General features: G+C 40.5%; 20 protein-coding genes, 1 tRNA gene and 1 other RNA gene. 9 read left to right on the top strand and 13 right to left on the bottom strand.

The annotated features are described in order from the left end of the window. Positions 1 to 92: 92 nt before the first annotated feature. A complete protein-coding gene (mnmC, locus tag ACNSN2_RS10120; RefSeq protein ID WP_418607235.1) occupies positions 93 to 2,102 on the top strand; it encodes a bifunctional tRNA (5-methylaminomethyl-2-thiouridine)(34)-methyltransferase MnmD/FAD-dependent 5-carboxymethylaminomethyl-2-thiouridine(34) oxidoreductase MnmC in 2,010 nt (669 codons plus the stop codon). Positions 2,103 to 2,231: 129 nt separating this feature from the next. Next, positions 2,232 to 2,867, top strand: coding sequence for an SDR family oxidoreductase (locus ACNSN2_RS10125; protein ID WP_418607237.1), 636 nt, complete (start codon positions 2,232 to 2,234; stop codon positions 2,865 to 2,867). Here the strand turns inward: ACNSN2_RS10125 and ACNSN2_RS10130 are convergent. Both ACNSN2_RS10130 and ssrA read right to left on the bottom strand, forming a co-directional pair. Further along, on the bottom strand, positions 2,860 to 3,618 hold the full coding sequence (locus tag ACNSN2_RS10130) for a sulfite exporter TauE/SafE family protein (protein ID WP_055013007.1): 759 nt from the start codon (positions 3,616 to 3,618) through the stop codon (positions 2,860 to 2,862). The genes ACNSN2_RS10125 and ACNSN2_RS10130 overlap by 8 nt on opposite strands. Positions 3,619 to 3,860: 242 nt before the next feature. Then, positions 3,861 to 4,217, bottom strand: a transfer-messenger RNA (tmRNA) gene (gene ssrA / locus ACNSN2_RS10135). A 249-nt stretch (positions 4,218 to 4,466) separates the two neighbouring features. Between ssrA and ACNSN2_RS10140 the strand changes: the two genes are divergently transcribed. After that, positions 4,467 to 6,092: a DUF342 domain-containing protein gene (locus ACNSN2_RS10140; RefSeq protein ID WP_054201670.1), complete on the top strand. Its 1,626-nt coding sequence runs from the start codon at positions 4,467 to 4,469 to the stop codon at positions 6,090 to 6,092. 62 nt (positions 6,093 to 6,154) lie between these two features. Here the strand turns inward: ACNSN2_RS10140 and rnt are convergent, their stop codons facing one another. Further along, entirely contained in the window at positions 6,155 to 6,829 is a 675-nt protein-coding gene (gene rnt, locus ACNSN2_RS10145; RefSeq protein WP_010388028.1) for a ribonuclease T, read from the bottom strand. 205 nt (positions 6,830 to 7,034) lie between these two features. Here rnt and ACNSN2_RS10150 point away from each other — a divergent pair, with 205 nt between their 5' ends. Further along, complete coding sequence (locus ACNSN2_RS10150; RefSeq protein WP_054201671.1) at positions 7,035 to 7,913, top strand: flagellar protein MotY; 879 nt, start codon at positions 7,035 to 7,037, stop codon at positions 7,911 to 7,913. Positions 7,914 to 8,216: 303 nt separating this feature from the next. Further along, entirely contained in the window at positions 8,217 to 9,419 is a 1,203-nt protein-coding gene (locus ACNSN2_RS10155) for an aromatic amino acid transport family protein (protein ID WP_418607239.1), read from the top strand. Positions 9,420 to 9,495: 76 nt separating this feature from the next. Here ACNSN2_RS10155 and ggt read toward each other — a convergent pair whose 3' ends face one another. Then, the gene (gene ggt / locus ACNSN2_RS10160; RefSeq protein ID WP_418607241.1) at positions 9,496 to 11,160 is read right to left on the bottom strand and encodes a gamma-glutamyltransferase; all 1,665 of its coding nucleotides are present in this window, start codon (positions 11,158 to 11,160) and stop codon (positions 9,496 to 9,498) included. A gap of 109 nt (positions 11,161 to 11,269) precedes the next feature. Next, the gene (locus ACNSN2_RS10165) at positions 11,270 to 11,815 is read right to left on the bottom strand and encodes a GNAT family N-acetyltransferase (protein WP_418607243.1); all 546 of its coding nucleotides are present in this window, start codon (positions 11,813 to 11,815) and stop codon (positions 11,270 to 11,272) included. A gap of 49 nt (positions 11,816 to 11,864) precedes the next feature. On the opposite strand from ACNSN2_RS10165, the gene ACNSN2_RS10170 reads away from it, so the two are divergent. Continuing rightward, positions 11,865 to 12,230, top strand: a complete 366-nt coding sequence (locus tag ACNSN2_RS10170) for a hypothetical protein (protein ID WP_010388018.1) — start codon at positions 11,865 to 11,867, stop codon at positions 12,228 to 12,230. A gap of 71 nt (positions 12,231 to 12,301) precedes the next feature. Here ACNSN2_RS10170 and ACNSN2_RS10175 read toward each other — a convergent pair whose 3' ends face one another. Beyond that, positions 12,302 to 14,524, bottom strand: a complete 2,223-nt coding sequence (locus ACNSN2_RS10175; protein WP_010388016.1) for a TonB-dependent receptor — start codon at positions 14,522 to 14,524, stop codon at positions 12,302 to 12,304. Between the two features lie 374 nt (positions 14,525 to 14,898). Here ACNSN2_RS10175 and ACNSN2_RS10180 point away from each other — a divergent pair, with 374 nt between their 5' ends. The 3 genes from ACNSN2_RS10180 (at position 14,899) to ACNSN2_RS10190 (ending at position 17,302) form a co-directional block, all read left to right on the top strand. Next, entirely contained in the window at positions 14,899 to 15,495 is a 597-nt protein-coding gene (locus ACNSN2_RS10180) for a LuxR C-terminal-related transcriptional regulator (protein ID WP_418607245.1), read from the top strand. Between the two features lie 241 nt (positions 15,496 to 15,736). Then, positions 15,737 to 16,882, top strand: coding sequence for a porin (locus tag ACNSN2_RS10185; protein ID WP_054201676.1), 1,146 nt, complete (start codon positions 15,737 to 15,739; stop codon positions 16,880 to 16,882). 12 nt (positions 16,883 to 16,894) lie between these two features. Then, positions 16,895 to 17,302 carry a phosphate ABC transporter substrate-binding protein gene (locus ACNSN2_RS10190; protein WP_010388011.1) on the top strand — a complete coding sequence of 136 codons (408 nt, stop codon included), beginning with the start codon at positions 16,895 to 16,897 and terminating at the stop codon, positions 17,300 to 17,302. Positions 17,303 to 17,407: 105 nt separating this feature from the next. Here ACNSN2_RS10190 and ACNSN2_RS10195 read toward each other — a convergent pair whose 3' ends face one another. The 7 genes from ACNSN2_RS10195 to ftsH form a co-directional block, all read right to left on the bottom strand. Next, a complete protein-coding gene (locus ACNSN2_RS10195) occupies positions 17,408 to 19,036 on the bottom strand; it encodes a methyl-accepting chemotaxis protein (RefSeq protein ID WP_054201677.1) in 1,629 nt (542 codons plus the stop codon). Between the two features lie 250 nt (positions 19,037 to 19,286). Next, positions 19,287 to 19,371 (bottom strand) — tRNA-Leu (locus ACNSN2_RS10200). A gap of 76 nt (positions 19,372 to 19,447) precedes the next feature. Beyond that, entirely contained in the window at positions 19,448 to 19,801 is a 354-nt protein-coding gene (gene secG, locus ACNSN2_RS10205) for a preprotein translocase subunit SecG (RefSeq protein ID WP_418607247.1), read from the bottom strand. A 1-nt stretch (position 19,802) separates the two neighbouring features. Beyond that, positions 19,803 to 20,552 (bottom strand): triose-phosphate isomerase, encoded by a 750-nt coding sequence (tpiA, locus tag ACNSN2_RS10210; protein WP_418607248.1) that lies wholly within the window; start codon positions 20,550 to 20,552, stop codon positions 19,803 to 19,805. Between the two features lie 72 nt (positions 20,553 to 20,624). Beyond that, entirely contained in the window at positions 20,625 to 21,974 is a 1,350-nt protein-coding gene (gene glmM, locus ACNSN2_RS10215; protein ID WP_054201679.1) for a phosphoglucosamine mutase, read from the bottom strand. Further along, complete coding sequence (gene folP / locus ACNSN2_RS10220; protein WP_418607250.1) at positions 21,975 to 22,820, bottom strand: dihydropteroate synthase; 846 nt, start codon at positions 22,818 to 22,820, stop codon at positions 21,975 to 21,977. 211 nt (positions 22,821 to 23,031) lie between these two features. Next, entirely contained in the window at positions 23,032 to 25,005 is a 1,974-nt protein-coding gene (gene ftsH / locus ACNSN2_RS10225) for an ATP-dependent zinc metalloprotease FtsH (RefSeq protein ID WP_041709666.1), read from the bottom strand. Positions 25,006 to 25,009 lie beyond the last annotated feature (4 nt).

Here is a 25,009-nt window from a genome sequence, read left to right on the forward strand (position 1 = left end):
GTACTCTGAAGCTACAGCTTATAAATAACGCCAGACTATTTCAAAGAAAACACGTAAAATAATTAAAAAATTATCTATAAATTGAATTGGTCATGATAAAAAACGCCCATATACACTTTAACGACTTAGGCACACCAGTTGCCAATGACTTTGACGATGTTTATTTTTCTAATGACGACGGCCTTGCTGAATCGCATTATGTGTTTTATCAACAAAACAGTATAGATACACGGTTACAAAATCATGACCGTGAACACTTTGTTATCGCCGAAACCGGTTTTGGTACTGGGCTTAACTTTTTAAATACATGGCTGCAGTTTTCTGACCACTTACAGTGCCTACAAGTTCAAAATGAACAACCAAATAAAGTGCAGCGATTACATTTTATTTCTTTTGAAAAATATCCACTTAGCGTAAATGATTTAAAACAAGCCTTGCAAGCTTGGCCTAGTTTAAGCCATTTAAGCGACCAACTCGTTACCCACTACCCGATTAATTTAAATGGCTGCCACCGACTTGAATTTGCCAATGGCCGTGTAATCCTCGACCTCTACTTTGGCGACGTACTGGAATGTATTAATAGCATGAGCTACCCACAAAGTGGGCTGGTTGATGCGTGGTTTTTAGATGGCTTTGCGCCAAGTAAAAACCCCGACATGTGGCAGCAAAGTGTATTTAACGCCATGGTCGATATTTCCAGAAGCAATGCCACATTAGCCACATTTACCGCTGCGGGCTTTGTGCGCAGAGGACTAAACGAGGCAGGCTTTAGCATGCAAAAGGCCAAAGGTTTTGGCCGAAAGCGTGAGATGCTAATTGGCACACTTGCTCAAGCCAACCCAAAACAATCAGCCCCCGCCTATTTTGAGCATCACCCCTCACCGCTTTCAAGTGTGGCTATTATTGGCGGTGGTATAGCGAGCAGTTGTATCCTTTATAGCCTCGCAAAGCGTGGGATAAAAAGCCACTTATTTTGCCAAGATAAAAAGCCCGCAATGGGGGCATCGCACAATGTACAAGGGGCTGTGTATCCGCACTTACAGGCAAAAAACTCGCCACATAGTGAATTATTTGCCCATAGTTTTTTATACGCGAAGCGACTTTATAATCAATTAATCAACAATGGCTTTTTGTTTGATCACCAGTGGTGTGGTGTACTACAACATGCAGTAAAACAGCCATTGGCAGATCGCCATCAAAACCTCGCAGATAAACAACTGTGGCCAGAGCAGCTTATGCGAAATGTGACTGCTAATGAGGGTGATGCTATCGCTGGGGTTAAAACAGGTTACTCAGGGGTGTTTTTTGAACAAGGCGGCTGGGTTAATCCCCCGCAGCTAGTCTGTGCAATGTTAGATGCCGCACAACAATTAAATTCGTTTGAAAGCCTATTTAACTGCCATATTGAGCAATTTAATAAACAACCCGATGGTTGGTACTTAACCACGCAAAAGAAAACATTTGGCCCCTTTAGCGATGTGATTATTTGTACTGGTGAGCACAGTGATTCATTTACGCAAACCAAAACACTTCCCATTGTTGGCGTTCGCGGCCAAGTGTCACATGTTCAGGCAAGCGAGCAATCACGTAAACTTAATACTGTGTTGTGTCACAAAGGCTATTTTACTCCCGCTTATTTAGATCATCATTGTATGGGCGCCACCTTTGAAAAAAATAGTAAGAGCCGTGAAGTGACCGAGCAAGACAACCACACTAACCGTGAACAATTACTGAGTTTTTATAACAACACTGAATTTGCCACTAGCTTAGGCGATATTAGCTCAGCCAAAGCCGCTGTTCGCTGTAGTTTTATTGACCACTTACCTATGGCTGGTGAATGGGTGGAGCAAACTGATTATACACATGCATTTGCTAATTTACGTTTAGGCAAGCGCTATCAATATCAGCCGTTAGAAAAACCACAACAGGGCCTACATATTTTTACCGGCTTTGGTGCGCGAGCATTATGCAGTGCACCGCTATCTGCCGAGCACTTAATTAGTAGTTTAAACAATGAACCTCGCCCACTAAGCGAGCGTGTAAGCCAAGCAATTCACCCAGGACGTTTTATTGTTCGTGACCTTATTCGCAATAAAATTTAAAAGGCAGATCACACTGCTCACACTAAAAAATAAACCTATACTTTAAAAACAAATTATTACCCCCAGCTCTTTAGTACAGTAGATAAAGTTTAAGTCGGCTGTTTTGTCTTATAAAATAAGGAGTATGTGATGAGTAAAACATTAGTAATTGGTGCCAGTGGGCAGATTGGTAAACTAACCACCCAACTATTGCTTGAACACCAACATCCTGTAGTGGCTTTAGTGCGTGACAAAAGTAAATTAGATGACTTAAATAGCGACTATTTAACAATCGTAGAGCAAGATTTAGAAAATGATTTTAGCGATGCGCTGCACGGTTGCGACCATATCATTTTTGCCGCAGGTTCAGGCGGGAAAACCGGCGCAGATAAAACCTTACTTATTGATTTATGGGCCGCCACCAAAGCCATTAATTACGCAAAAGAGCATGCCGCTAAGCACTTTACAATGGTGAGCTCTATTGGTGCTGACGATCCAGATGCAATTCAAAGCGATTTAAAACCCTATTTAGTAGCTAAGCATATGGCAGATAGGCATTTAATTAATAGCGGGCTCAATTATACGATTGTACGTCCAGGCTCACTCACAAATGAGAATACCTCAAAACTTATTTCTACCGAACGTCCCAAAGATCGCGATAAAGCAATCATTAGCCGTGAAAATGTAGCCCATGTTCTATTTACTATTGCCACAGAGCAAGGCAGCAATCGCTGCATATTTGAAGTATTTGATGGCGACAAACCAATAAAAGCCGCTATTAAATAAGCATTACATTCATCCCTTGCCATGCAAGCTGTATGGCAAGCAGGGTTAAAATAACTTTAAAAATAACCCTAAAACGCGCCACCGATAACTGCTTAAGTAACTTAATCCCTAACCATGTGCCAATGGCTCCGCTTAAAATCATCGCTAGTGTTAACGGCAACCATTGCCAAAAGCTAAAGCCAAGCCCCGCATAAACAACGGCTTTTAAACTATGCTGCAAGGTCATAATACTTGAAAAAGTCGCGGTAAATTTAAGCTTATCGTAATGATTAATATGTAAATAACTCGCTACCAAAGGCCCACTTGCTCCGACAAAAGTCGAGATAAATGCGGTTATTAAGCCCGCTAGTAAGCGCCCTAATCGTGAGTCTTTATTAAATTCAGGAATTGTTCCCCACAATAAATAAATCACAAATAAAGCCACAAACAGCTTCATGCTATCAAGGTTAATATCGCTTACTACTTGGCTTGATAGCCCCGCGCCAATTAATCCACCCAGAGTAAAATACAACAACATCGGCTTATCAAGATGGGCAATACTTAACAACAACCGATTGGCATTAGAGCCCAACTGCACTAAACCATGAACCGGCACCACCACCGCCATAGGCATAACCGACGCCATTACCACCAACAGCATTAAACCACCGCCCGCACCAAAAGCCGCCGATACAAACGAAGTAAACCCCGCCAGTAAAATGAGTAAAAGCGAAATTAAAGGGGGGATGTGTTCAGCTGTAAAAATATCCATATCTATGCCCGCTGTTAATCATTAACTCATAATACAAAAAATAGGCAAGTAAGCGACTAGTCTTTTAGTGGTATGGGGTTCGGGGTTCGGGGTTCGGGGTTCGGGGTTCGGGGTTCGGGGTTCGCAAGATAAACCAAAGCACAATAAATTCAATAACTTCAGCCATAAAAAAACCCGCGGCTTGATTGCTCAAGTTGCGGGTTTTTTAGGGTTTTTAAACAAACGAATTTAAAAACCGTTATTGGTGGAGCTGGGGGGATTTGAACCCCCGTCCGAAAAGCCTCGACCGTCGGTACTACATGTTTAGTATTGTCATTTAATTAACCTTTAAATCCCGGACAAACACGGTAGATAAAGGCGAGGCCGCTTAGTTTTAACGCTTCAACCCCGGCCAGGGTTTCCGTCGCGATCAGGTGTTAGGGTGACACTCCAAAATCCAGTCCACAAGAATACATGGAAGGAGCGCTAGCCAGCCTAAGCTGCTAGAGAGTAGTTATCGTCGTTTGCGATTACTTTAAATTGCGGCTTTTTTACGAGGCAAACCGCACCTCGACATGCACCTTGGGCTTCTTGAATTCCGTCGAATCCTAATCAGCCCCTGAATAAGGTTACTCATTCAGAGCGTGCAAGTAGTATAACTGAGTAACCCATCAATACTCAACACCTTAGGCGTTTTATTTTATTGGTTGGTTAATCATGCATCAAACACACATGTAAATGTAAAACATTGGATAATTAAGAAACAATTACTTAACAAGCATGATGCTTTATGCTCAAATGTAGGGCTAGACCTTGGTCTAATACAATATAAAAAATAATAACAGGCATATTACCTAGAGGATTTATAAATGTCGGTTTTTTCTTTTGATGAGCAAACGGGGCATATCTCTTTGCTCTCCCACCCTAATGTCTCAGGTTTAGCCTCAACAGCAACACAGCTTATTGAATTAATTAGGCAGTCAGAATATTGCGAGTGTGACATTATTGCTAGCAATATTGGTAAGTTGTTTGCTCAAAATAACGCCGAAGAAGCCCCCTCTTTAGTAATTGCTCAAGCCATTGATGCACAGCTAACCATAAACATCGATGAAAAAAATATGCTTGTTGAAGCTACCCTTATTACTGCTAAGGGCGGTAAATTACTTAACATGGAACAAGCAATTGACGTGTTAGCTCAGGCAGGGATTGTAAAGGGTATTAGCCCTCATGCATTAGAACAGTTATTGGCACAACAATTTGAACAACCCTCAGGAAGCACGCATTGCGCTGAAGTCGCTTTTGGTCGCGCGCCTAAAGTGGGTAACGATGCCAAATTTGTGCGTCTTTGCTGCACAGCGCAAGACCGCGTACTTAGCCCACAAGCTAAAGGCGGTGGTAAAGTCGATATGAGAAACCTAGGTGATATTATTACTGTAAAACCTGGTTGTGAATTAATGCGGCGCATTCCAGCAACATCGGGGGTTGATGGGTTTACTGTGTTTGGAGATGTGCTAACTGCAATCCCTGGCAAAGAGCATAAATTACAACCTTTTGACGGTACTAAAATTGCGCCCGATAACCCCAACTTATTAATTGCCGACTGTACTGGTGTACCGGTTGCCCTTCCACGTGGTATGCGTGTTGATGATGTTTTATGTTTTCATAATATTGATCCCACTACTGGTCATGTTGAATTTGATGGCAGTATTATAGTCAGTGGTGATATAAAAGATGGCATGCGCGTGACCGCCAGCGGCGATATTACTGTTTTAGGCTTTGTTGAATCGGCGCAGCTCAAAAGTGATAGCGCCATCACAATAGTAAAGGGTGCAATTGGCAGAAAGCGAGAAGCCGATGAGCCATTTACCTGTTCTATTTTAGCTAAACGAACCGTTGCGCTTGGTTACTCTCAATACTGTGACATAAAAACGGATCAAAACTTACTAATAGATCGCCAATCATTACATTGTGACTTGAGTGCCGGAAATCTAATTAGGGTGGGCAATGCAAAAGATCCTAAAGGGAAAATTATTGGTGGCCATATTCTAGATGCAATGCGCATTGAAACAGGTGAATTGGGCGCACCAGCAGGAACTAAAACCCGTGTTTGCATCGCACAGCGATGGTATGTGCTAAAACAAAAACAAGCGCAAATCACTGACTTTGAAAAAGTTTTAATCGGTAAGTCAATTGAACTACAGCAAGCGCGCCAGCGAATTAATAAACAAGTTGCAAGCGCACAGCGTCAGCAGTTTTTGAATAAAATAACAACGAATGAAGAACACATAGCAAACCGAAGCGCCAGCATCAATCAGCAAAAGCAGTTACTAAGAAAGAAAATGGCGCAGCTTTTAGCGCTCAGTCGCTTAAAAGTTAATGAGCTTATGCACCCTGGGGTAGAGCTTAAAATTGCACGAGAATCAATTAGCTTTTCGCGTAATTACCCACCACATTTAATCACTCATAGTGAAGGTAAAATAACGCAATCGTTTTAATAACGCTTATTAAGACTGACTCAGCCCCACAAAGTAAGTATTCACTATTATGAGCTGAGTTTCTAATCTTGGTTGCTTGCTTCGTCTTCGCTCTGTTGTGTTTCGTCTACAGCAAGTGGCCAACCACCTAGTTGCTGCCAACGATTAACAATTAAACAGTACAGTTCAGCAGTGCGCTCTGTATCGTATAACGCAGAGTGTGCTTGTTTATTATCAAACTCTATCCCTGCTGCGCGACACGCTTTAGCTAGTACCGTTTGCCCTAATGCCAAACCAGCAAGTGATGTGGTATCAAAACTAACAAACGGATGAAATGGTGTGCGCTTGATATTATTACGCTCAATAGCGGCATTTAAAAAGCCGTGATCAAAAGCGGCATTATGAGCAACCACCACAGAGCGCTGGCACCCTGCGGCTTTTTGCGCTTTGCGCACTACTTTACAAATTTCTTTAATCGCCTCTTCTTCTGGGACTGCCCCTCTCAGTGCTGAAAAAGGCTCAATCCCATTAAACTCAATGGCAGCTTGCTCAATGTTTGCCCCCTCAAACGGTTGCACATGAAAATGAACGGTATGATCGATACTAAGCAGTCCTTCGTCATCCATTTTTAAGACGGATGCTGCAATTTCTAATAATGCGTCAGTTTCTTTGTTAAAACCGGCGGTTTCAACATCAATAACCACAGGAAAAAAGCCACGAAAGCGTTGTGCGAAAAGTGTTTGCTCAGTATTTGCCATAGTATTCTTGGTTTATAGGGATTAGCTGTCTATTATGTCAAAATTGATGGCTTGTCGGCTAGGGGATTTATTGATTAATTACAGTTAAACTATAGGCATGTTACTTGCTTAGTAATTAGCGTTTACGCTGAATTATTTGCTGTTGCGTAATATTTTACGGTTTTTGTCACTTTTTTGGCAGAGCTAGATAACTGGAGAATTCTCGATGAAGTGTAAGTTGTTATTTATTAGCCTAGGCATTAGTAGTGTGCTGTATAGTTTGAATACAACTGCGGCAATGCGCCAGTACACGGCTAACCAAGATAATTCAAATTGGAACTTGGTTAAAACAACTCGCTTGCAATGCCAATTAAATCATGAAGTTCCCTACTATGGTGAAGCTGTTTTTAAAGCATCAGCAAGTAAAAACAAAGATCTCACTTTTAATTTAGACATGGTCGTACGCCCAGAAAATTACGCGATTGCCGGTTTAAAAGCGGTACCACCTAGCTGGCGAGCAGGCCGCCCTGCCCGTGATATTGCTGATATGAAATTACTTAAAAAGTTTGATGGTGAATTAGGTAATAAAACAGCATGGGAAATACTGACTGAGCTTGAAAAAGGCAACCAACCCACTTTTTACTACCAAGACTGGCAAAATAGTGCCGATAAAATTGCCGTGGGTATGTCTAATGTTAATTTTAAGCAAGCGTATTGGGCGTTTTTACAATGCCGAGACGAATTGCTGCCATACAATTTTGAAGATATTTCGTTCACTATAATGAATTATGAATCGAATAGCAGTAAGTTAACCAAGTCATCGCAGCAGCGCCTCGATAAAATTGCTGAATATTTAAAAAACGACCCGAGTATAGAATCAATCAGTATTGCATCGTACACCGATAGTTATGGCGGTCGTTGGAATAACCTCGATTTATCTAGAACCCGTGCTAAGGCTATTAAAGATTACATGGTTGGCTTAGGCGTTGATGAAGCTAAAGTGGTTACTGAAGGCTTTGGTGAAAAACGATTTGTAGACACCAATGATAATATTTTAGGCCGTGATAAAAACCGCCGCTTGGTAATTCAAATAGCAAAAATGTAAGTTAAGCTCTCTCCTTTAATGGCCGAATGTGTAATTTAAGCACTTTCGGTCAATACCTATCAATTTAATCATGCCTCTATTGTGCAAAACCAATAATCTGACTATTTAGTTATTAACATTTAGCTTTTTATTTCTTCATTTGTATTAATAAGTTAAATTTCATTTTTTAATGATTTTGGCTTTTTTAATACAGTTGTAAATAGAAGATTACATTTTATTTTGTCTCTTTTATGACAAAACTATTTAAGTTTTGCACAACTAGTTATATCTTGCGTGTCTCTCACGTTTGATCAGGATCATTAAGTGCTTAAAAATAAAACAATAGGTAGCATGTTAATTGTTGCAGGAACTACCATAGGCGCGGGTATGCTTGCCCTACCAATCGCCTCTGCGGGGCTCGGGTTTAATACGGCAATGGTGTTAATTGTAGGGTGTTGGTTACTAATGACCTACACCGCTTTGCTTATGTTGGAGCTTCACCAATACGCTCCTCGCGACGCCACCTTAAATACACTGGCTAAGCTTTGGCTTGGTAAACGTGGCCAGTATGTAGCTAACTTTTCGATGATATTTTTATTTTATGCACTGTGCGCTGCTTACATAGCCGGTGGCGGTGCTCAGCTACAAGAGCGCATTAATACTGGGTTTAATCTTAGTATTGCTCCTCAATTAGGCTCCATTATTTTAGCCGTATTGATTGCAGGGGTAGTGACTTTAGGCACTAGTAAAGTTGATAAGCTTAACCGAGTACTATTTAGTGTAAAAATAGTAGTTTTAGCTAGCTTGTTTTATATGCTAACACCTTATGTGCATGGCCAACATTTGTTGGAAATGCCTGTTGAGCAAGGGCTGATACTGTCGGCTATCCCGGTGGTATTTACCTCTTTTGGTTTTCATGGTTCTATTCCTTCTATTGTTAAATACGTCGGGCTTGATATAAAAACCTTGCGCAAAGTTATGATTGCAGGCGCCTCTTTACCACTGGTTATTTATGTATTTTGGCAAGTATTAAGCCAAGGCATAATGAGCCAAGATCAATTACTACAAAGCGAAGGGTTAACTGGGTTTGTAGCCAGTGTGGCCAATATTGCCAATAACGCCAATGTTTCTACTGCAGTTAAACTCTTTGCCGACTTAGCTCTAGCAACGTCATTTTTAGGGGTAAGCTTGGGGTTATTTGACTTTTTTGCTGACACATTCAAAAAAGCAGACACGGGGACTGATAGAATTAAAACAGCACTTATTACTTTTGTTCCTCCTCTTGGATTTGCTTTGTTTTACCCGCAAGGCTTTATTATGGCATTAGGCTATGCGGCCATTGCTTTGGTTATATTGGCAGTATTTTTACCTGTTAGCATGGTGTACAAGCAGCGTCAGGGGATTGAAAAAGAAGGCTATAAAGTACGCAGTGGTAATATTGGTTTAGCCATAGCCGCTTTGTGTGGTATTTCAATTATTAGCGCACAATGCCTGCAAATGGCAGGACTTATACCGGCTATAGGCTAGCCCCTATAGTTGTTCTAATGTGTGCACCCCAATGATGGTTTTGGGGTGCACACCATTCAAACGTCAATTGTTAACGTTAAAATACTATCGCTTGCCCTCTTCCGCTTTGCTCAGACGCCGCATCTAATTTGCCATCATTATTGATAATCACATGCATATCACCAAAGTGACGCTCATCCACTGTATAACCCATTTTTATTAGCTGTTGCTTTACTGAGGACTCCAAACCCGAGTGCGCTCTAATCACATTTTTAGGCCATAACTGATGGTGAAAACGCGGGCTATTTACTACTTCATTTGCGCTCATATTAAATTCAATCGCATTGAGTATTGATTGATACACTGAACTAATAATTGTGGTGCCGCCAGGCGACCCTGTTACCATTTTCACCTTATTATTACTGAGTAAAATGGTTGGAGTCATAGAGCTTAACATACGTTTATGTGGCTGAATTTCATTCGCTTTTCCGCCAATGGCGCCAAATACATTCATAACCCCGGGTTTAGCGCTAAAGTCATCCATTTCATCATTTAAAATAAAGCCAGCGCCTTCTACGACTACGCCACTACCAAACCCTAAATTGATGGTGGTGGTATTAGCAACAGCATTCCCCATGTTATCAATAATAGAAAAGTGAGTGGTTTGTTCGCTTTCTTTTAAACCCGGTTTAATATTTTCAGTGGTAGAAATGGCCTTTAAATCTATACTATTGCTGCGGTTTTTAAGATAGTTTTCTGCAAGTAACTTAGCTTTAGGCACTTGGTAAAAATCAGGGTCGCCTAAGTATTCTGCCCTATCAGCAAACACTCGCTTACCTATTTCAGCAAGTAAGTGCACATACCCAATTGAATTATGTGATGGTGCAGCTATGGGCTTTTTAAGCTCATACATTTTAAGCCATTGTAATATAGCAATACCGCCGGAGCTTGGTGGCGGTGAAGTAAGCACTTGATGGCCGTTCCAGTTAGCTTTTATAGGAGTACGAGACTTTGCGCGGTAATTTTTTAAATCGTCTTGAGTAATAATACCGCCATGTTGCTTCATAAAGTTTGCGATGATCGTTGCAGTTTCACCTTGATAAAAACCATCTTGGCCATTATCGCGAATGCGTTTGAGTGTCGCCGCAAGCTCAGGTTGTTTAAAAAGCTTACCTGATGTAGCGCTTGCAAAATAACTGGCAAAGTTTACTTTAATGTTTTTATTGTTTAGGTGCTCTATGTAGCCCTTAATTAACTGAGCCAACTTTTCGGGCACCACGAAACCTTGCTCAGCTAATGTAACCGCAGGTTGTACTAAGGTTTTCCAAGGAAGTGTGCCATGCTTCTTATGTGCTAGCCACATACCAGCAACACTCCCAGGTACGCCACTGGCATGAATACCATAAATAGATTTATTAGCAATAACTTGCCCTTGCGCGTCTAAATACATATCACGATGTGCGGCGTTCGGTGCAGTTTCACGGTAATCTATAAAATCACCTTGCCCATCCTTATGAATAAGCATAAACCCACCGCCGCCAATATTACCCGCCTCGGGAAGCGTAACGGCCAATACAAACTGTGCTGCAATGGCTGCATCAACCGCGTTCCCCCCCTGTTCTAACACAGCTTTTGCAGCATGTGCACTAAAAGTGTCTGGCATTGCAACGGCACTCTGTTTAGCCGCTACATTAAAAACACATAACTGTATTACCACAATACTACTGATAATTAGCTTGCTTGGTGAAAAAAGTGCTCCCATCCCATATCCTTAGGTTATTTTTATACATTGATGGCAAACATTAATGCATAGTAACAAACATCAGGTCAATATTTAGATGCTACATTTTTGAGGCTTAGGAAGTTTTAGCTCAACTGCAGGGCTTTGAATAAAGCGCAGCAGTTAAGTTTGAGCCATCATCAGTATGAATATAATAGTGTTGTAGCTGCATACCGAGCTTTTTCATGATGTTAATTGAGCCAACGTTGGCGGTCAGCGCTGTGGCACTGATTGCCTTTATTTGCGACTGTTTTTCAATCGTTGAGCAAATCGCTTTTGCCGCCTCAATTGCATAACCCTTACCCCAACTCGCTCGTTTAAACCGCCAGCCTACTTCAATATCACTAAAGTCAGGCGTATCTGAAAAAAAGCCCATCGGCCGAACAAGCACCCAGCCAATAAAAGTATTACTTTCACGTAGAGTTACTTGCCATAGCCCCCAACCTTGTTGCTCATTGCGATAAGCGAGCATTCTTGGAATGGCTTTCGTTTTTATCTCTTCAAGAGTGGTAGGTTTACCTTGAGTTAAATACTGCATAACGGCTGGGTCTTGATCGAGCTCATATAATTGCTGCCAATCATTTTCGTCCATTAATTTAAAACTTAATCGTGTTGTTACAGCTATGTTCATTTTCATTGTTGTATAGTTACCTTTGAAATATATTTTTCACTAAAGGAGATAGTCAATGAAGAAATTAGCAGGTTTAGCATTATTAGGCACTTTAATTACACTAACAGGGTGTGAAGATGCCAACGAAGTGAAACAAGACGCCAAACAAACGAGCGCTGAAGTTCAAGAAAAGCTAAACGAAACGTGGAACGACGTTAAAGAAAAAACCAATGAGCTTAAAAATGACGAGTCATTAAATGAGCTACTCGAAGAGAGTAAAGCGATGGGCTTAGACATGTACGATGACGGCAAAGAAGTAGCTGTTGATGCATGGATCAAAAGCAAAGAAGCGGCTGGCGAGCTAACTGAAAAAACTAAGCAAAAAGCACGTGAAATTGCGGCAGAAATTGAGCAAGCACGTGAAGAGCATAAAGAAGGTTAATTATTTTTAACCATAAAAAAAGGTAAGCCATGGCTTACCTTTTTTGTTTTATTTTTAGAGCAAATTATAGATTATAGTTCAAAGTCTTTTTTGAATTTTAAACCAAACTCACTACGATCATTGCTGCGCATTACGCCAACAAAGCCAGTTTGCTGCAGGCGACCTACATCGTAAACTTCGTTTAACACGTTCTCACCATATAGCGTTACTTCCATATCGCCGTATGGATTAGTGTAAGAAATATTAAAACCAACTAGCTCACGCGAATCAATCGTTTCACTTTTGTTGAAAACTGACTGACCTTGCATTTCACTACGGTACGAGTAGTTTGCATTTAATGCAACAGTGCCACCATTGCTTAAATCAACAAAGTAAGATGGAGCAACCATCACTGTCCAACGGGGTGTCAGTGCTGGTGAGTCACCTTTACCAATACCTTGTACACCCTCAGCCACTTCTGTAATTTCAGAATCTAAGTAACCTACTGCAGTACGAATAGTAAAGTCGTCGGTTAGTGCAATTGTGGTTTCAAGCTCAATACCTTGCGCTTTAGACTGGCCTGCATTTTCAACGATAGTGACAAAGCCACCGCCCGCGGTTGGATCTGAAAATGGCAGTGCTAAATCAGTGTAGTCAGTAACAAACATTGCAAGCATCATAGATACATTTTCATGTACCTGGCCTTTTAAACCAATCTCGTAGTTAACTGCTTTGGTTTCATCAAACGATACAAACTGATCCGGACCACCAAATGGGCGCGGTGGAAAGCCACCTGTTTGGTAACCTTTTTGCACTTGACCGTATACATTCATATTATTGCTAAGCTGGTATGAAGCATTAATGTCCCATGTTACTGCATTAAAGTCTGCACTAATGTCTTTACGTTCAGGGAAGGTTGGGAAAATAGCATTCGCATCTTTTTTATCTTCTGAGTAACGAAGACCACCGCCGATTGTTAAATCATCAGTTAAATCGTAACTACCGTTGATGTAAGCTGCGTATGAGTTTGTTTCTTGATTGATTTCAAAAAAGCCAAAACCACCAAATGACGGAGTAACACCATCATTCAATAGACCATTTGGCGTGTTAAATGGGCTAAATACAAAATCTTCTGAGCGAGTAAAACCATCTTCATTAAAGAAGTATAGACCCGATACAAAGTCCATTTTATCAAACGTTGCGTTTAGCTGAACTTCAAAAGAGTATTGATCTGCACCGCCTACTTCTGGGAACTCAGATAAGTTAAGTGGTGATGCATCATCATCTAAGCCACCTTCATACTCAGAAGTACGGTAGCTTGAAATAAACTTAGCTGTATACGTGTTATTAATGGCCCAGTCAGCTGTAAATGACGTGCCCCAACCAGAATATGAAGTTGACTCAATACCTGCAACCGTTGTGCCTAAATCATCAGGGTTTTGAGGAATTAAGTCTTCAGTTAATAATGGGAAATCGCCATTAAAGACATCATTTGAATCTAATGAATCTGTCAGTTCAATAGTATAAGGCGATTGACCTGACTCATTATCAACGCCATCTAGCGAGAAGGTAAACGCTAAATCACTGGTTGCTTCGTATTTAAGTGCGATACGACCACTAAACTCTTGCTCTTCACCAATTTCTTTTTCAGGGTTAGCTAAGTTTACTGCTGTACCTACCCCATTACGTTGTTTGTATGACGCACTTGCTGACATGCTTAGATCGTTAGTTAGTGCATTATTAAAGTAAATATCACCCGCAACTCGACCACGACTGCCCACTTTAGCGGTTGTTGTTAGAATACCTTCATCACCAGGTTGTTTAGTAATTACGTTTACTGCACCACCTAATGTGTTACGGCCATAAAGTGTGCCTTGTGGCCCACGTAGAACTTCAACTCGCTCTACATTAGGAAGTGATAAGTTAGACCCCATTTGGCGACCTAAGTAAACACCATCTAGGTAAACACCTACGCCTGGATCGGTTGTTATAATGTGATCTTGCAAACCAATACCACGAATAAACACTGAGGCATGTGCTGCATTACCAACACCATAACGAGTAATGTTTAAGTTAGGAACGTATTTACCAATATCTTCTAAGTTACCCATATTGGCTTTATCAATAAGGTTAGCACCTATTGATGTAATCGCAGTTGGAGATTCGAACAAGCTCTCTGTACGTTTACGAGCTGTCACTTCAATTTTTTCAAACGCGTCTTGTTTGGCTGTCGTTTTAGCTTCTTGTGCATTTGCGGAAGTTGTTAGGGCTGCAATAACCGCTAAACTTAACTGTGAGAGGGTGCGTAATTTCAAGGTTTTCTCCAAAGGGTATTAATTTAATTATGCGTTATGCTGTGTAAGCATAAATTGTAGGCATAAAAAAAGATGCTTTAGATGCATCTTTCCTCTGGGAGTGTATTGTATTACATAAAAGTTACAATATGTATATTTAACTTTAGTTTAAGCAAAAAAAATTAATTTTTAACTTTTTAACCTAAACTAATTATCTAAACAATGACGCAGTTCTAATTTAAATTAAGACTTTAATACTAACCACCACCGATATTACTCATTAATCATACAGCTGGTTTATTGTAAAAAACACATTAAAGCTACTTGAAGTTATGACAATATCCAAAGACCCTTTATATTTAAATATTAAGCAAAACCATTTTTAGGTGAAAAGCATGACAAAAAAACAGACCACGCAATCAGCAAACATGCTTTTTAATAACACCCCCTACAATCCGTTATTTTTTACAACATTAAATAGCGACATATTGTTAGTCAGCTATTCAGCACTCAATACGCTTACAAATTACGAACTTCTGAGCCATTTTATACAAATCAATAATTATCAGGGATTGGTTATTTTTAATATTCCTAAAGATACTGATATTATTTCACTAAAAGAATGGCCAAACTTAAAAGGTCTTTTTTATCAAGACACCAATGAAGAGCTATTCAACAGGGGGTTAGATGCAATTACACAAGGAGAATTGTGGTTTCCACGCACAATCAGTGATATTTGGATGCGCCAAATGCTCGATACAGAGCAAAAAAATGCTTTGCAAACAAGTAACCTAACCGATAAAGAAATTAAAGTGCTTAACCTACTCTTTAGTGGTCTTCATTCCAGTGCTATTGCTGATAGTTTATTTATAAGTGAAGCTACGGTTAGAGTACACTTACATAAAATTTATAAAAAAATAGCGGTCAAAAATAAACAGCAGGCAATTCGTTGGTGCCAAGATAACCTAAAAAATATAAATACGCGTTCATAACTAAAAAAATAATTACTACTTAATGCGTACTGCAATAAACATAACCTCACCATAAATAACTCAAATAACTCAGTTGGTTACATTACCTTAGATAAAAAAATCCTTAATTTTCAATCACAGCCATGCGTTCTTGTTGCAAAAAAGTAGTAAAAAGTACTTAATTTATTAATTTTAATTAGAAAAAAGTTAATACTCATCTTATACTGCAGCGGGATACACATGAAATTAAATAGGATACACAATGAAAAAACTATCTGTAGCAGTAGCAATTTGTTGCGCACTTGCCACAAGTAACGCGAGTGCTGAAGTTCGTATTAATGGGTTTGCTTCTATTGTCGGTGGTAAGTCGCTCGATAGTGATCAAACGTTATATGGATATGATGATGATATTTCATTTAAAAATGAAAGCGTGTTTGCTCTTCAGCTAACCGCTGACCTGCAAGAGAAGCTATCCGCTACAGCGCAGATAGTGGCTCGCGGCGAAAATGATTTTGACGCCGACTTTGAATGGGCATACTTAACTTATGAGATATCTGACGAATTACAAATCAGTGCTGGTAAAATGCGTGCACCTTTTTATCGCTACTCTGACTTTTTAGATGTTGGCTATACCTACCGCTGGGTGCGCCCACCTCAGTCTGTATATAACTTACCGTTTTCAACCTATGAAGGCCTAAGCTTATTACATACAACTCAACTTGGTGATTGGGACTCTACTCTTCAGGTTATTTACGGCAGCTTCGATGATAACATTGCCGTAGTATCTGTTAACGGTGATACCGAGCTTAACGACATTGCAGGGTTAAACTGGACATTGAGTTACGATTGGTTCAGTGCTCGCGCTGCTTACTTTGTTGCTGAAACAAGTATTGAGATTGAAAATGATACGGCCGAAGGTATGGCGCTTAATGGCTTAGAACAAGCCCTTCGTAACTCAGGTTTTGTTGATCAAGCAAACAGTATTGCTATTGACGAAGACGATGGTGCATTTTTAGCACTTGGCTTTTCAATTGATTACAACAATATCTTGTTCGACGCTGAATACACACAGTTTGAAGTAGATAACAGTGCGCTCGCTAAGCAAACTCAATATTACACATCTTTAGGCTACCGTATGGACGAATGGCTTGTTCATTTAACCTATGAAAACAACGATGATGAGCATGATAGTAATCGTTATAATGCACTACCAAATGTACCGCCGTTGAATGCTGGGCTTAACCAAGTTTTGGAAGGCTCTAAAGCTAAGAGTAATGTATACACAATTGGTGCTCGTTATGACTTCCACCCAATGGCTGCCTTTAAAGTAGACTTTAGCCGCCTAAAAGATGATATCTCAAATACTGAAACTGACGTAGTTGCCGTTGGCGTTGATTTAGTATTTTAATTGGAGCGAATGATGAAGAAATTAATTTTAGCCAGTATGCTAACACTATGTAGTACTGCAGCATTTGCTGAAGTTGCAGTGATCGTTAACCCAGCGAATGCCAATGCTGTAAGCCAAGACGATATTAAAAAAATATACCTTGGCAAGAGCAAATCATTTGCTGATGGCACCAAAGTAAACCCTGTTAACCAAAATGGTACTGCGGTAGCTGATGAATTTAACGACAAGCTTGTTGGTAAGTCAGGCAGCCAGTTAAATGCTTATTGGTCAAAGCTGGTTTTTACTGGTAAAGGCACACCTCCAGGTAAACTGGATAATGACCAAGCCGTGATTGATTTTGTAGCTGCTAATACAGATGCGATTGGCTATATTGATAGCGCTAAAGCAAGTGATAAAGTCAAAGTAGTAGGCAAGTATTAATCTGCTAAATTAAAAATAAAAAGCCCGCAATAAATACTTTATTGCGGGCTTTTTTATGCCTATTATTTACAACCTTCATAAAACATTAAAATATCGCCTTAACGACTACTCATCAATTTTAAACTTAGCAGTTGCATCCAATAAGTTATCTGAAAGGTAATGTAAGTTTTTAGCCACATCTCTTACAGCTTTGAGTGAGCTCATCGTATCTTCAAATGAAACATGCATATTAGACACGTTATCTACAACCATTGCGGCAACTGAGGTTTGCTCTTCAGTTGCTGCTGCAATTTGCGAGTTCATACCATTAATTTCTAGTATTTGCTCGGCTATTTTTTCAATCGAAACACCGGTTTGCTCTGCTGCACTGGCATTATCGGTTGCCATATCTCTTGCAGAGGTCATAGCCGTCACAGATTCATTGGCTGCGACACTTAGGGTACTTAATAACTCACGAATTTCATTGGTTGACTGTGCAGTGCGTGATGCAAGCTCACGGACTTCATCAGCAACCACAGCAAAGCCTCGTCCATGTTCACCCGCGCGTGCAGCTTCTATTGCGGCATTTAGGGCTAATAAGTTTGTTTGCTCGGCAATGGATGTAATTACATTTAGTATTTGCGATACATTTTTAGTGTCATCGGCTAACTTATTAATGGTGTTGGCCGCTATATTAATTTCATCGCTTAGAGTGCGCGATGCGTTAACAGACATTTTTACTTGAGCACGGCTTTGATCTACTTCTTTTTCTGCTGTTTGCACAGCATTAGATGCGCTTGCTGCTGATTGTGAAATATCGCCAACACTTTGCTTCATCTCTTCCATAGACTGTTTAACAACATCGGCATCGGTAGTTTGCTTAGTGGTTGCTCGCTCAGCTCGCTCCATCCCCTGTACAAGACGGGTTGAGTTTTCCATTAACGGTTCACATACCGCGATGACTTCTAAAACGGTTTCTCTAAGCAAGCTAATGAATGCATTAAAGTTTATTGATACCTGACCTATTTCATCTTCAGAGTTAACGGCAAGCTTTGTACTTAATGACCCTTTACCACTTGCTAAAAGACTCAGGTTATTAGCGGCATCACTGGCTGATGAACCAATATTACGTGCAATCCAAATAGCCATAAGCAATAACAGTGTTAATGATACAACCGCAACAACCAGCATTAAGTTAAGTGCATCATCTGAGCGTGCTTTTGTATTAGCAACAAGCTGAAAGAAGCGATCATCTGCTTTTTGCTGCGCACTTTTAAAGCTAGTTAAAACAGCTTCATAAAGGCTTGTTTTAAGCTGAGCCTGTTGTTGTATTTTACTAAAATCAGCCGTGCCATTAACCATACCGTTGGCAATCGTTGCAGATATTTTCTCATAATTAGTCAGTCGCGTTTTTGTGTCGCTATTAATATAAGATGCATTAATTGTTTCTATTGCGTCTATATTCATGATGAGCTGCTGGTAAGTTTCACTCGCTTTTGTTACTAAATCTTGCTCGCCAAACGTTACAGCCTGAGTATATAACTCATCTAATTTTTCTAAAATGCTTACATTAGCCAAGGTTAATTTGGCAACTTTATAAGAAGATTTCTCCATTTCATCAAGTGATATGCGATTTTCGTTCATAGCAAAGTAATTAACCAAAACAATTACTAAGAATGCGATTATCGCTATAGATGTAATTGCATGTATTTTTTTAGTAATGCTGAGGTTTTTAAAAGAGAAACCTGAAGCCATATTAATTTACCCCGTTTAATTATCTATAGTTATTATCGGCTTAAGATACAAAAATGTTAACTTTATTTTTAACTTTTGATGCTTTTTATACATAAAGTTAAATATACAGTAGTATTCTTTTATAAACACTTACAATTGAAATATAGAGTGTTCTACTCAATGTTCAACATTAATCCAAAAAGAGTTGTTTAATATTTTAAATTTTAGGCACAAAAAAACCAGTAACATTGCTGTTACTGGTTTTTATATTTGGTGCGGATGGGGGGACTTGAACCCCCACGCCCGAAAGCACTACCCCCTCAAGGTAGCGTGTCTACCAATTCCACCACATCCGCATTTTTCAAGCTATCGCTTAGCGTTAAGTCTTTAAGCTAACTTGAGGAAAGAGAGCAACTTAACAATTTAAACTAATTAATTTGGTACGTCAGAGCTTTGCTCTTTAGTTGATGTTACTGGAACATCTTCTTCAACTGGCGTTACAGTTTCAACAGCTGGAGCCACTTCTAAGTTTTCCCATTCGTCAGTCTTTTTGATTTGACCGGCAGTTAGGTTACCTAAAACAATACTTAGCACAAAAAAGATAGTTGCCAGAGTTGTTGTCGTTTTCGTCATAAAGTTACCGGCTCCCGAAGAACCAAAAACAGTAGACGATGCTCCTGCACCAAATGATGAGCCCATGTCAGCACCTTTACCTTGCTGGATCAAAACCATACCAACAAGCGCTAAAGCTACAATTAAATACACTACTAGTAAAATTTCGTACATCTTATACGGTCCCTTTTGCACTATTGCAGATAGCAGTAAATGATTCTGCTTTTAGACTTGCGCCACCAATTAGGCCGCCGTCTATATCTGTTTGTGCAAATAATAATTCGCTATTTTTTTCATTTACGCTACCACCATATAAGATGGTTAGCCCTTGTGCTAAATCGCTGTCTAGTGAAGCAATTTTATCACGGATAAATTTGTGAACACTTTGTGCCTGTTCAGGCGATGCAGTCTTACCTGTGCCTATAGCCCAAACGGGCTCATATGCTATCACAGATTCTTTCAGTGCTGCTACACCTAATTTGTTAATTACTGCGTCAATCTGCGCAGCAACTACCTGTTCTGTTTGCCCGTTTTCTTGCTCTGTTTCACTCTCACCTACGCATAATATGGGTGTTAAACCTACTTGTTGGGCGCGAGCAAATTTTGCGGCTACGGTATCGTTACTTTCTTTGTATATACTGCGGCGCTCTGAATGACCGACCAGTACATATTTTGCACCTAGCTGTTGTACCAACTGGGCATCTACTTCACCAGTAAAGGCACCTGGCGTATTCTCTGAAACTGTTTGTGTCCCAGTAGTTACACCACTTGCAATCATTGCTGATATCAGTGGAAACGGAGGAAATAAAACAATGTTTACTTCAGAAGATTTAACATTGTTAATAGCATCAGACAGTTGCTCAACGAGTTCTAATGAACCATTCATTTTCCAATTGCCTGCGACCATCGCCTTGCGTGTTGCCATTTTTCCACTCCACATTAGAAAGCGGGCGAGATATTAACTCGACTCGCCCAAAGTTACAAGAGGTTATTGTTATCAATCAGTTTGTTTGCTCATAGATTCGACAACCGCTGCTATTTTCTGAGCGCTATCGATAACTATTTTTTCTTGTTCTGCTTCAACCATCACCCGTACAACAGGTTCAGTACCAGATTTACGCAGTAATACGCGGCCTTTATCTGCTAAGCTTTGTTCTACTTCAGCCACAACAGCAAGCACTTCTGGCGCTTGGGTTGGATCGGTACCAGCAGTGTATCGCACGTTAATCATTTTCATTGGGTACTTAGTAAATCCAGCGCCTAAATCTTGAAGTGTACGGTTTTGTGCCACCATAGCAGCAAGTACTTGCAAGCTTGAAATGATGCCATCGCCAGTGCTAATCAAATCTAGATTTAAAACATGACCTGAGCTTTCACCACCTATTTTCCAGCCTTTTTGCTGCAGTAGTTCCATCACATAACGGTCACCCACTTTGCTACGAGCAAAAGCAATATTTTTGGCTTTTAACGCATTTTCAAGACCCATATTCGACATTACAGTACCAACAACCCCGCCACCTAGGTTGTCATCTTGAGCGGCTTGGCAAGCAATAATGTAAACTAAATCATCACCATCAAATACGCGGCCATTATGATCAACCATCATTACCCGATCGCCGTCGCCATCATAAGCGATACCTACATCTGCTTTATGCTCAAGTACTTTTTGCTTTAGTGTATCTACGTGAGTTGCACCACATTCATGGTTAATATTAACCCCATTTGGCTCACACGCATGGGTGATCACCTCTGCACCAAGCTCTCGCATAACTGAAGGTGCTATGTGGTAGGTTGCACCGTTGGCGCAATCTAAAACTATTTTTAGCCCTTCTAGTGATAAGCCTTGTGGAAACTGACTTTTACAAAACTCTATATAACGGCCATCAGCGCTTGATAAGCGTGTTGCTTTACCTAGCTTATCAGAGGCTACACAGGTCATTGGTTCGTCAAGCATGGCTTCAATTTGCAGCTCTACAACATCATCTAGCTTTAGGCCTTGGCCATTAAAAAACTTAATGCCGTTATCGTAATAAGGATTATGAGATGCGCTGATCACAATACCCGCTTCTGCGCGAAACGTTTGCGCTAAATACGCAACGGCAGGCGTTGGCATAGGACCGAGTAAAATAACATCAATGCCGGCAGCAATTAGACCAGACTCTAATGCAGTTTCAAGCATGTAACCAGAAATACGAGTATCTTTACCAATAATGACTTTTTTTGTACCATGTTGTGATAATACGCGCCCTGCAGCCCAACCTAGCTTCATTGCAAACTCAGGATTAATAGGCCCTTGACCTACTAAACCACGCACACCGTCTGTGCCAAAATATTTTCTTTCTTTCATTTAAAGTACTCCTTGTTTGCAGGCTTGATATACGCCAAGCACGTCTGCGGTTTCTTTAACATCATGCACACGGATAATATGCGCACCGTTTTGTGCAGCTATTAATGCGCCAGCTAAGCTGCCTGCTAATCTATCTTTTGTATCTCTGTTGAGTAAATTACCAATCATTGACTTACGTGATAACCCCGCAAGCAGCGGTAAGCCAAGCTGCGCATAGTCATTTAATTGAGCCAATATTTGATAATTGTGTTTAAGTGTTTTTCCAAATCCAAAACCTGGGTCTAATATTAACTGGCTTTGTTTTATACCAGCAGCTTCGCATGCGGCGATACGCTGGTTAAAAAAGTCATTTATCTCGCTTGCTAAATCATCATAGTGGGGAGCGTTTTGCATACTTCGCGGTTGTCCTTGCATATGCATTAAGCACACGACTACATCAGGATACTGAACAACCACCTCTATTGCACCAGGCTCTTGCAGTGCTCGCACATCATTAACAATATCGGCACCTGCTTCAATGGCTTGACGCATGACTTCAGCTTTACTGGTATCGATTGAAATAACGCAATCACTTTGCTCACGAATAGCATTAATAAGTGGGATAACGCGTTGTAGTTCATCTTCAAGGCTGACATCGGGAGCACCCGGGCGTGTAGATTCACCACCGATATCTAAAATAGTCGCTCCCTCATCAAGTAACTGCATCGCATGATTGAGTGCAGCTGTTGTATTAAAAAACTGGCCTCCATCTGAAAATGAATCAGGAGTAACGTTTACTATCCCCATAATAACGGGTTCGCTGAGTTCAAGCACTCGACCACGTGCAAGGTTAATTTTATTATTCATCGCTAACCCTAAAATATGTTTCTGCAGTGTAATACCAACTCGTTATGATACTTAACCATTTTAAGCGAGGAAAGTCGGACGGTAACAAGGCACGGTTTTCCTATCCAAAGTAGCTAACTTTATTAAGCGCATTGGTATAATTTATTAATTACAGCAAACTGATACAAAAAAGCCCCGAACTTCGGGGCTTTTGGATACGTTATTTTAACGATTATTCCGCTTTATCATCAAGGTTTGTTTCATCTTTTTTAGAGTCATCTTGTTTAGAGTCGTCGTTTTTAGATTCGCTAGTTGGTTTTTGTATTTCATCAACTGCTTTATCTTTAGAAACATCTTCCTTTTCAGGTTTAGCTTCATGACGGTCATGCGCATCACGTGGTTCACGTACTGGCTGACGCGCCATTAAATCATCAATCTGTTTCGCATCGATAGTTTCATACTTCATCAGTGCATCTTTCATTGCGTGTAAAATATCAATATTTTCTTTCAGTATTGATTCTGCACGTTGATAGTTGCGGTCTGAGAACAAACGTACTTCTGCATCAATTACTTTAGCTGTTTCGTCCGACATGCTCATAGAACGACCACCGCCGCCACCCATGTACATTTCGTTTTGATCTTCAGCATAAAGTAATGGACCTAGCTTTTCGCTTAAACCCCATTGTGTAACCATTTTGCGAGCAATGTCAGTTGCACGTTCGATATCGTTACTTGCACCTGTAGTTACTTTGTCTTCACCATAAATAATGGCTTCTGCAATACGGCCACCATAGAGGCTAGAAATCATAGACTCAAGCAGCTCTTTAGAGTGACTAACACGGTCTTGCTCTGGTAAATACATTGTCACACCTAGCGCACGGCCACGTGGTATAATAGATACTTTATAAACAGGATCGTGCTCAGGCACCATACGACCAACTATGGCATGGCCTGCTTCATGGTAAGCAGTCATTTCTTTTTCTTGCTCACTCATCACCATGGTCTTGCGTTCAGCACCCATCATGATTTTATCTTTTGCAGCGTCAAATTCAGCCATACTAACAACACGTTTATTACCACGTGCTGCATAAAGAGCCGCTTCATTCACTAAGTTAGCAAGATCAGCACCTGAGAAACCAGGTGTACCACGAGCAATCACTGCCGCTTCAACGTTATCACCTAACGGTACTTTACGCATGTGTACTTTTAGAATTTGCTCACGACCACGAATATCTGGTAAACCAACCACAACTTGACGGTCAAAACGACCAGGGCGAAGTAATGCTGGATCTAGAACATCCGGACGGTTAGTCGCAGCAATAACAATAATACCTTCATTGCCCTCAAAGCCATCCATCTCAACTAGCATTTGGTTAAGCGTTTGCTCACGTTCATCATGACCGCCGCCCATACCTGCGCCACGCTTACGACCTACTGCGTCGATTTCATCGATGAAGATGATACAAGGCGCTGCTTTTTTAGCTTGTTCGAACATGTCACGTACACGTGATGCACCAACACCCACAAACATTTCAACAAAATCGGAACCTGAAATAGTAAAAAACGGTACTTTTGCTTCACCGGCAACCGCCTTCGCAAGTAATGTTTTACCTGTACCTGGAGGACCAACCATAAGTACGCCCTTAGGAATACTACCGCCTAATTTTTGAAACTTAGAAGGGTCACGTAAAAAGTCCACCAGCTCGGTTACATCGTCTTTGGCTTCATCACAACCAGCTACATCAGCAAAGGTCGTTTTAACTTGATCTTCACTCATTAAGCGGGCTTTACTTTTACCAAATGACATGGCGCCTTTGCCACCGCCACCTTGCATCTGACGCATGAAGAAAATCCACACACCAATTAGCAGTATCATAGGGAACCAAGAAATGAAAATGCTTGCTAAAAACGATTGTTCCTCAGGTTTTACACCTTTGACATTTACATCGCTTTTTAACAAATCATTTAAAATATCTTTATCATAAATCGGCATAATCGTTTGAAAACGCTCGCCACTATTTTTTATGCCAGTAATTGTGCCACTGCCACTTTCAATAGACACTTCTTGTATAGAGCCACTACGGGCATCTTTAACAAATTGACTGTAACTTGTTTGACGATCAACTTGATCGCCGCCATTAAAGCTCTGAAATACTGACATAAGCACAACTGCAATAACCAGCCAGAGTATTAGATTTTTCGCCATATCG

Source organism: Pseudoalteromonas sp. US3C1013, from assembly GCF_048401115.1.
Lineage (GTDB): Bacteria > Pseudomonadota > Gammaproteobacteria > Enterobacterales > Alteromonadaceae > Pseudoalteromonas > Pseudoalteromonas undina.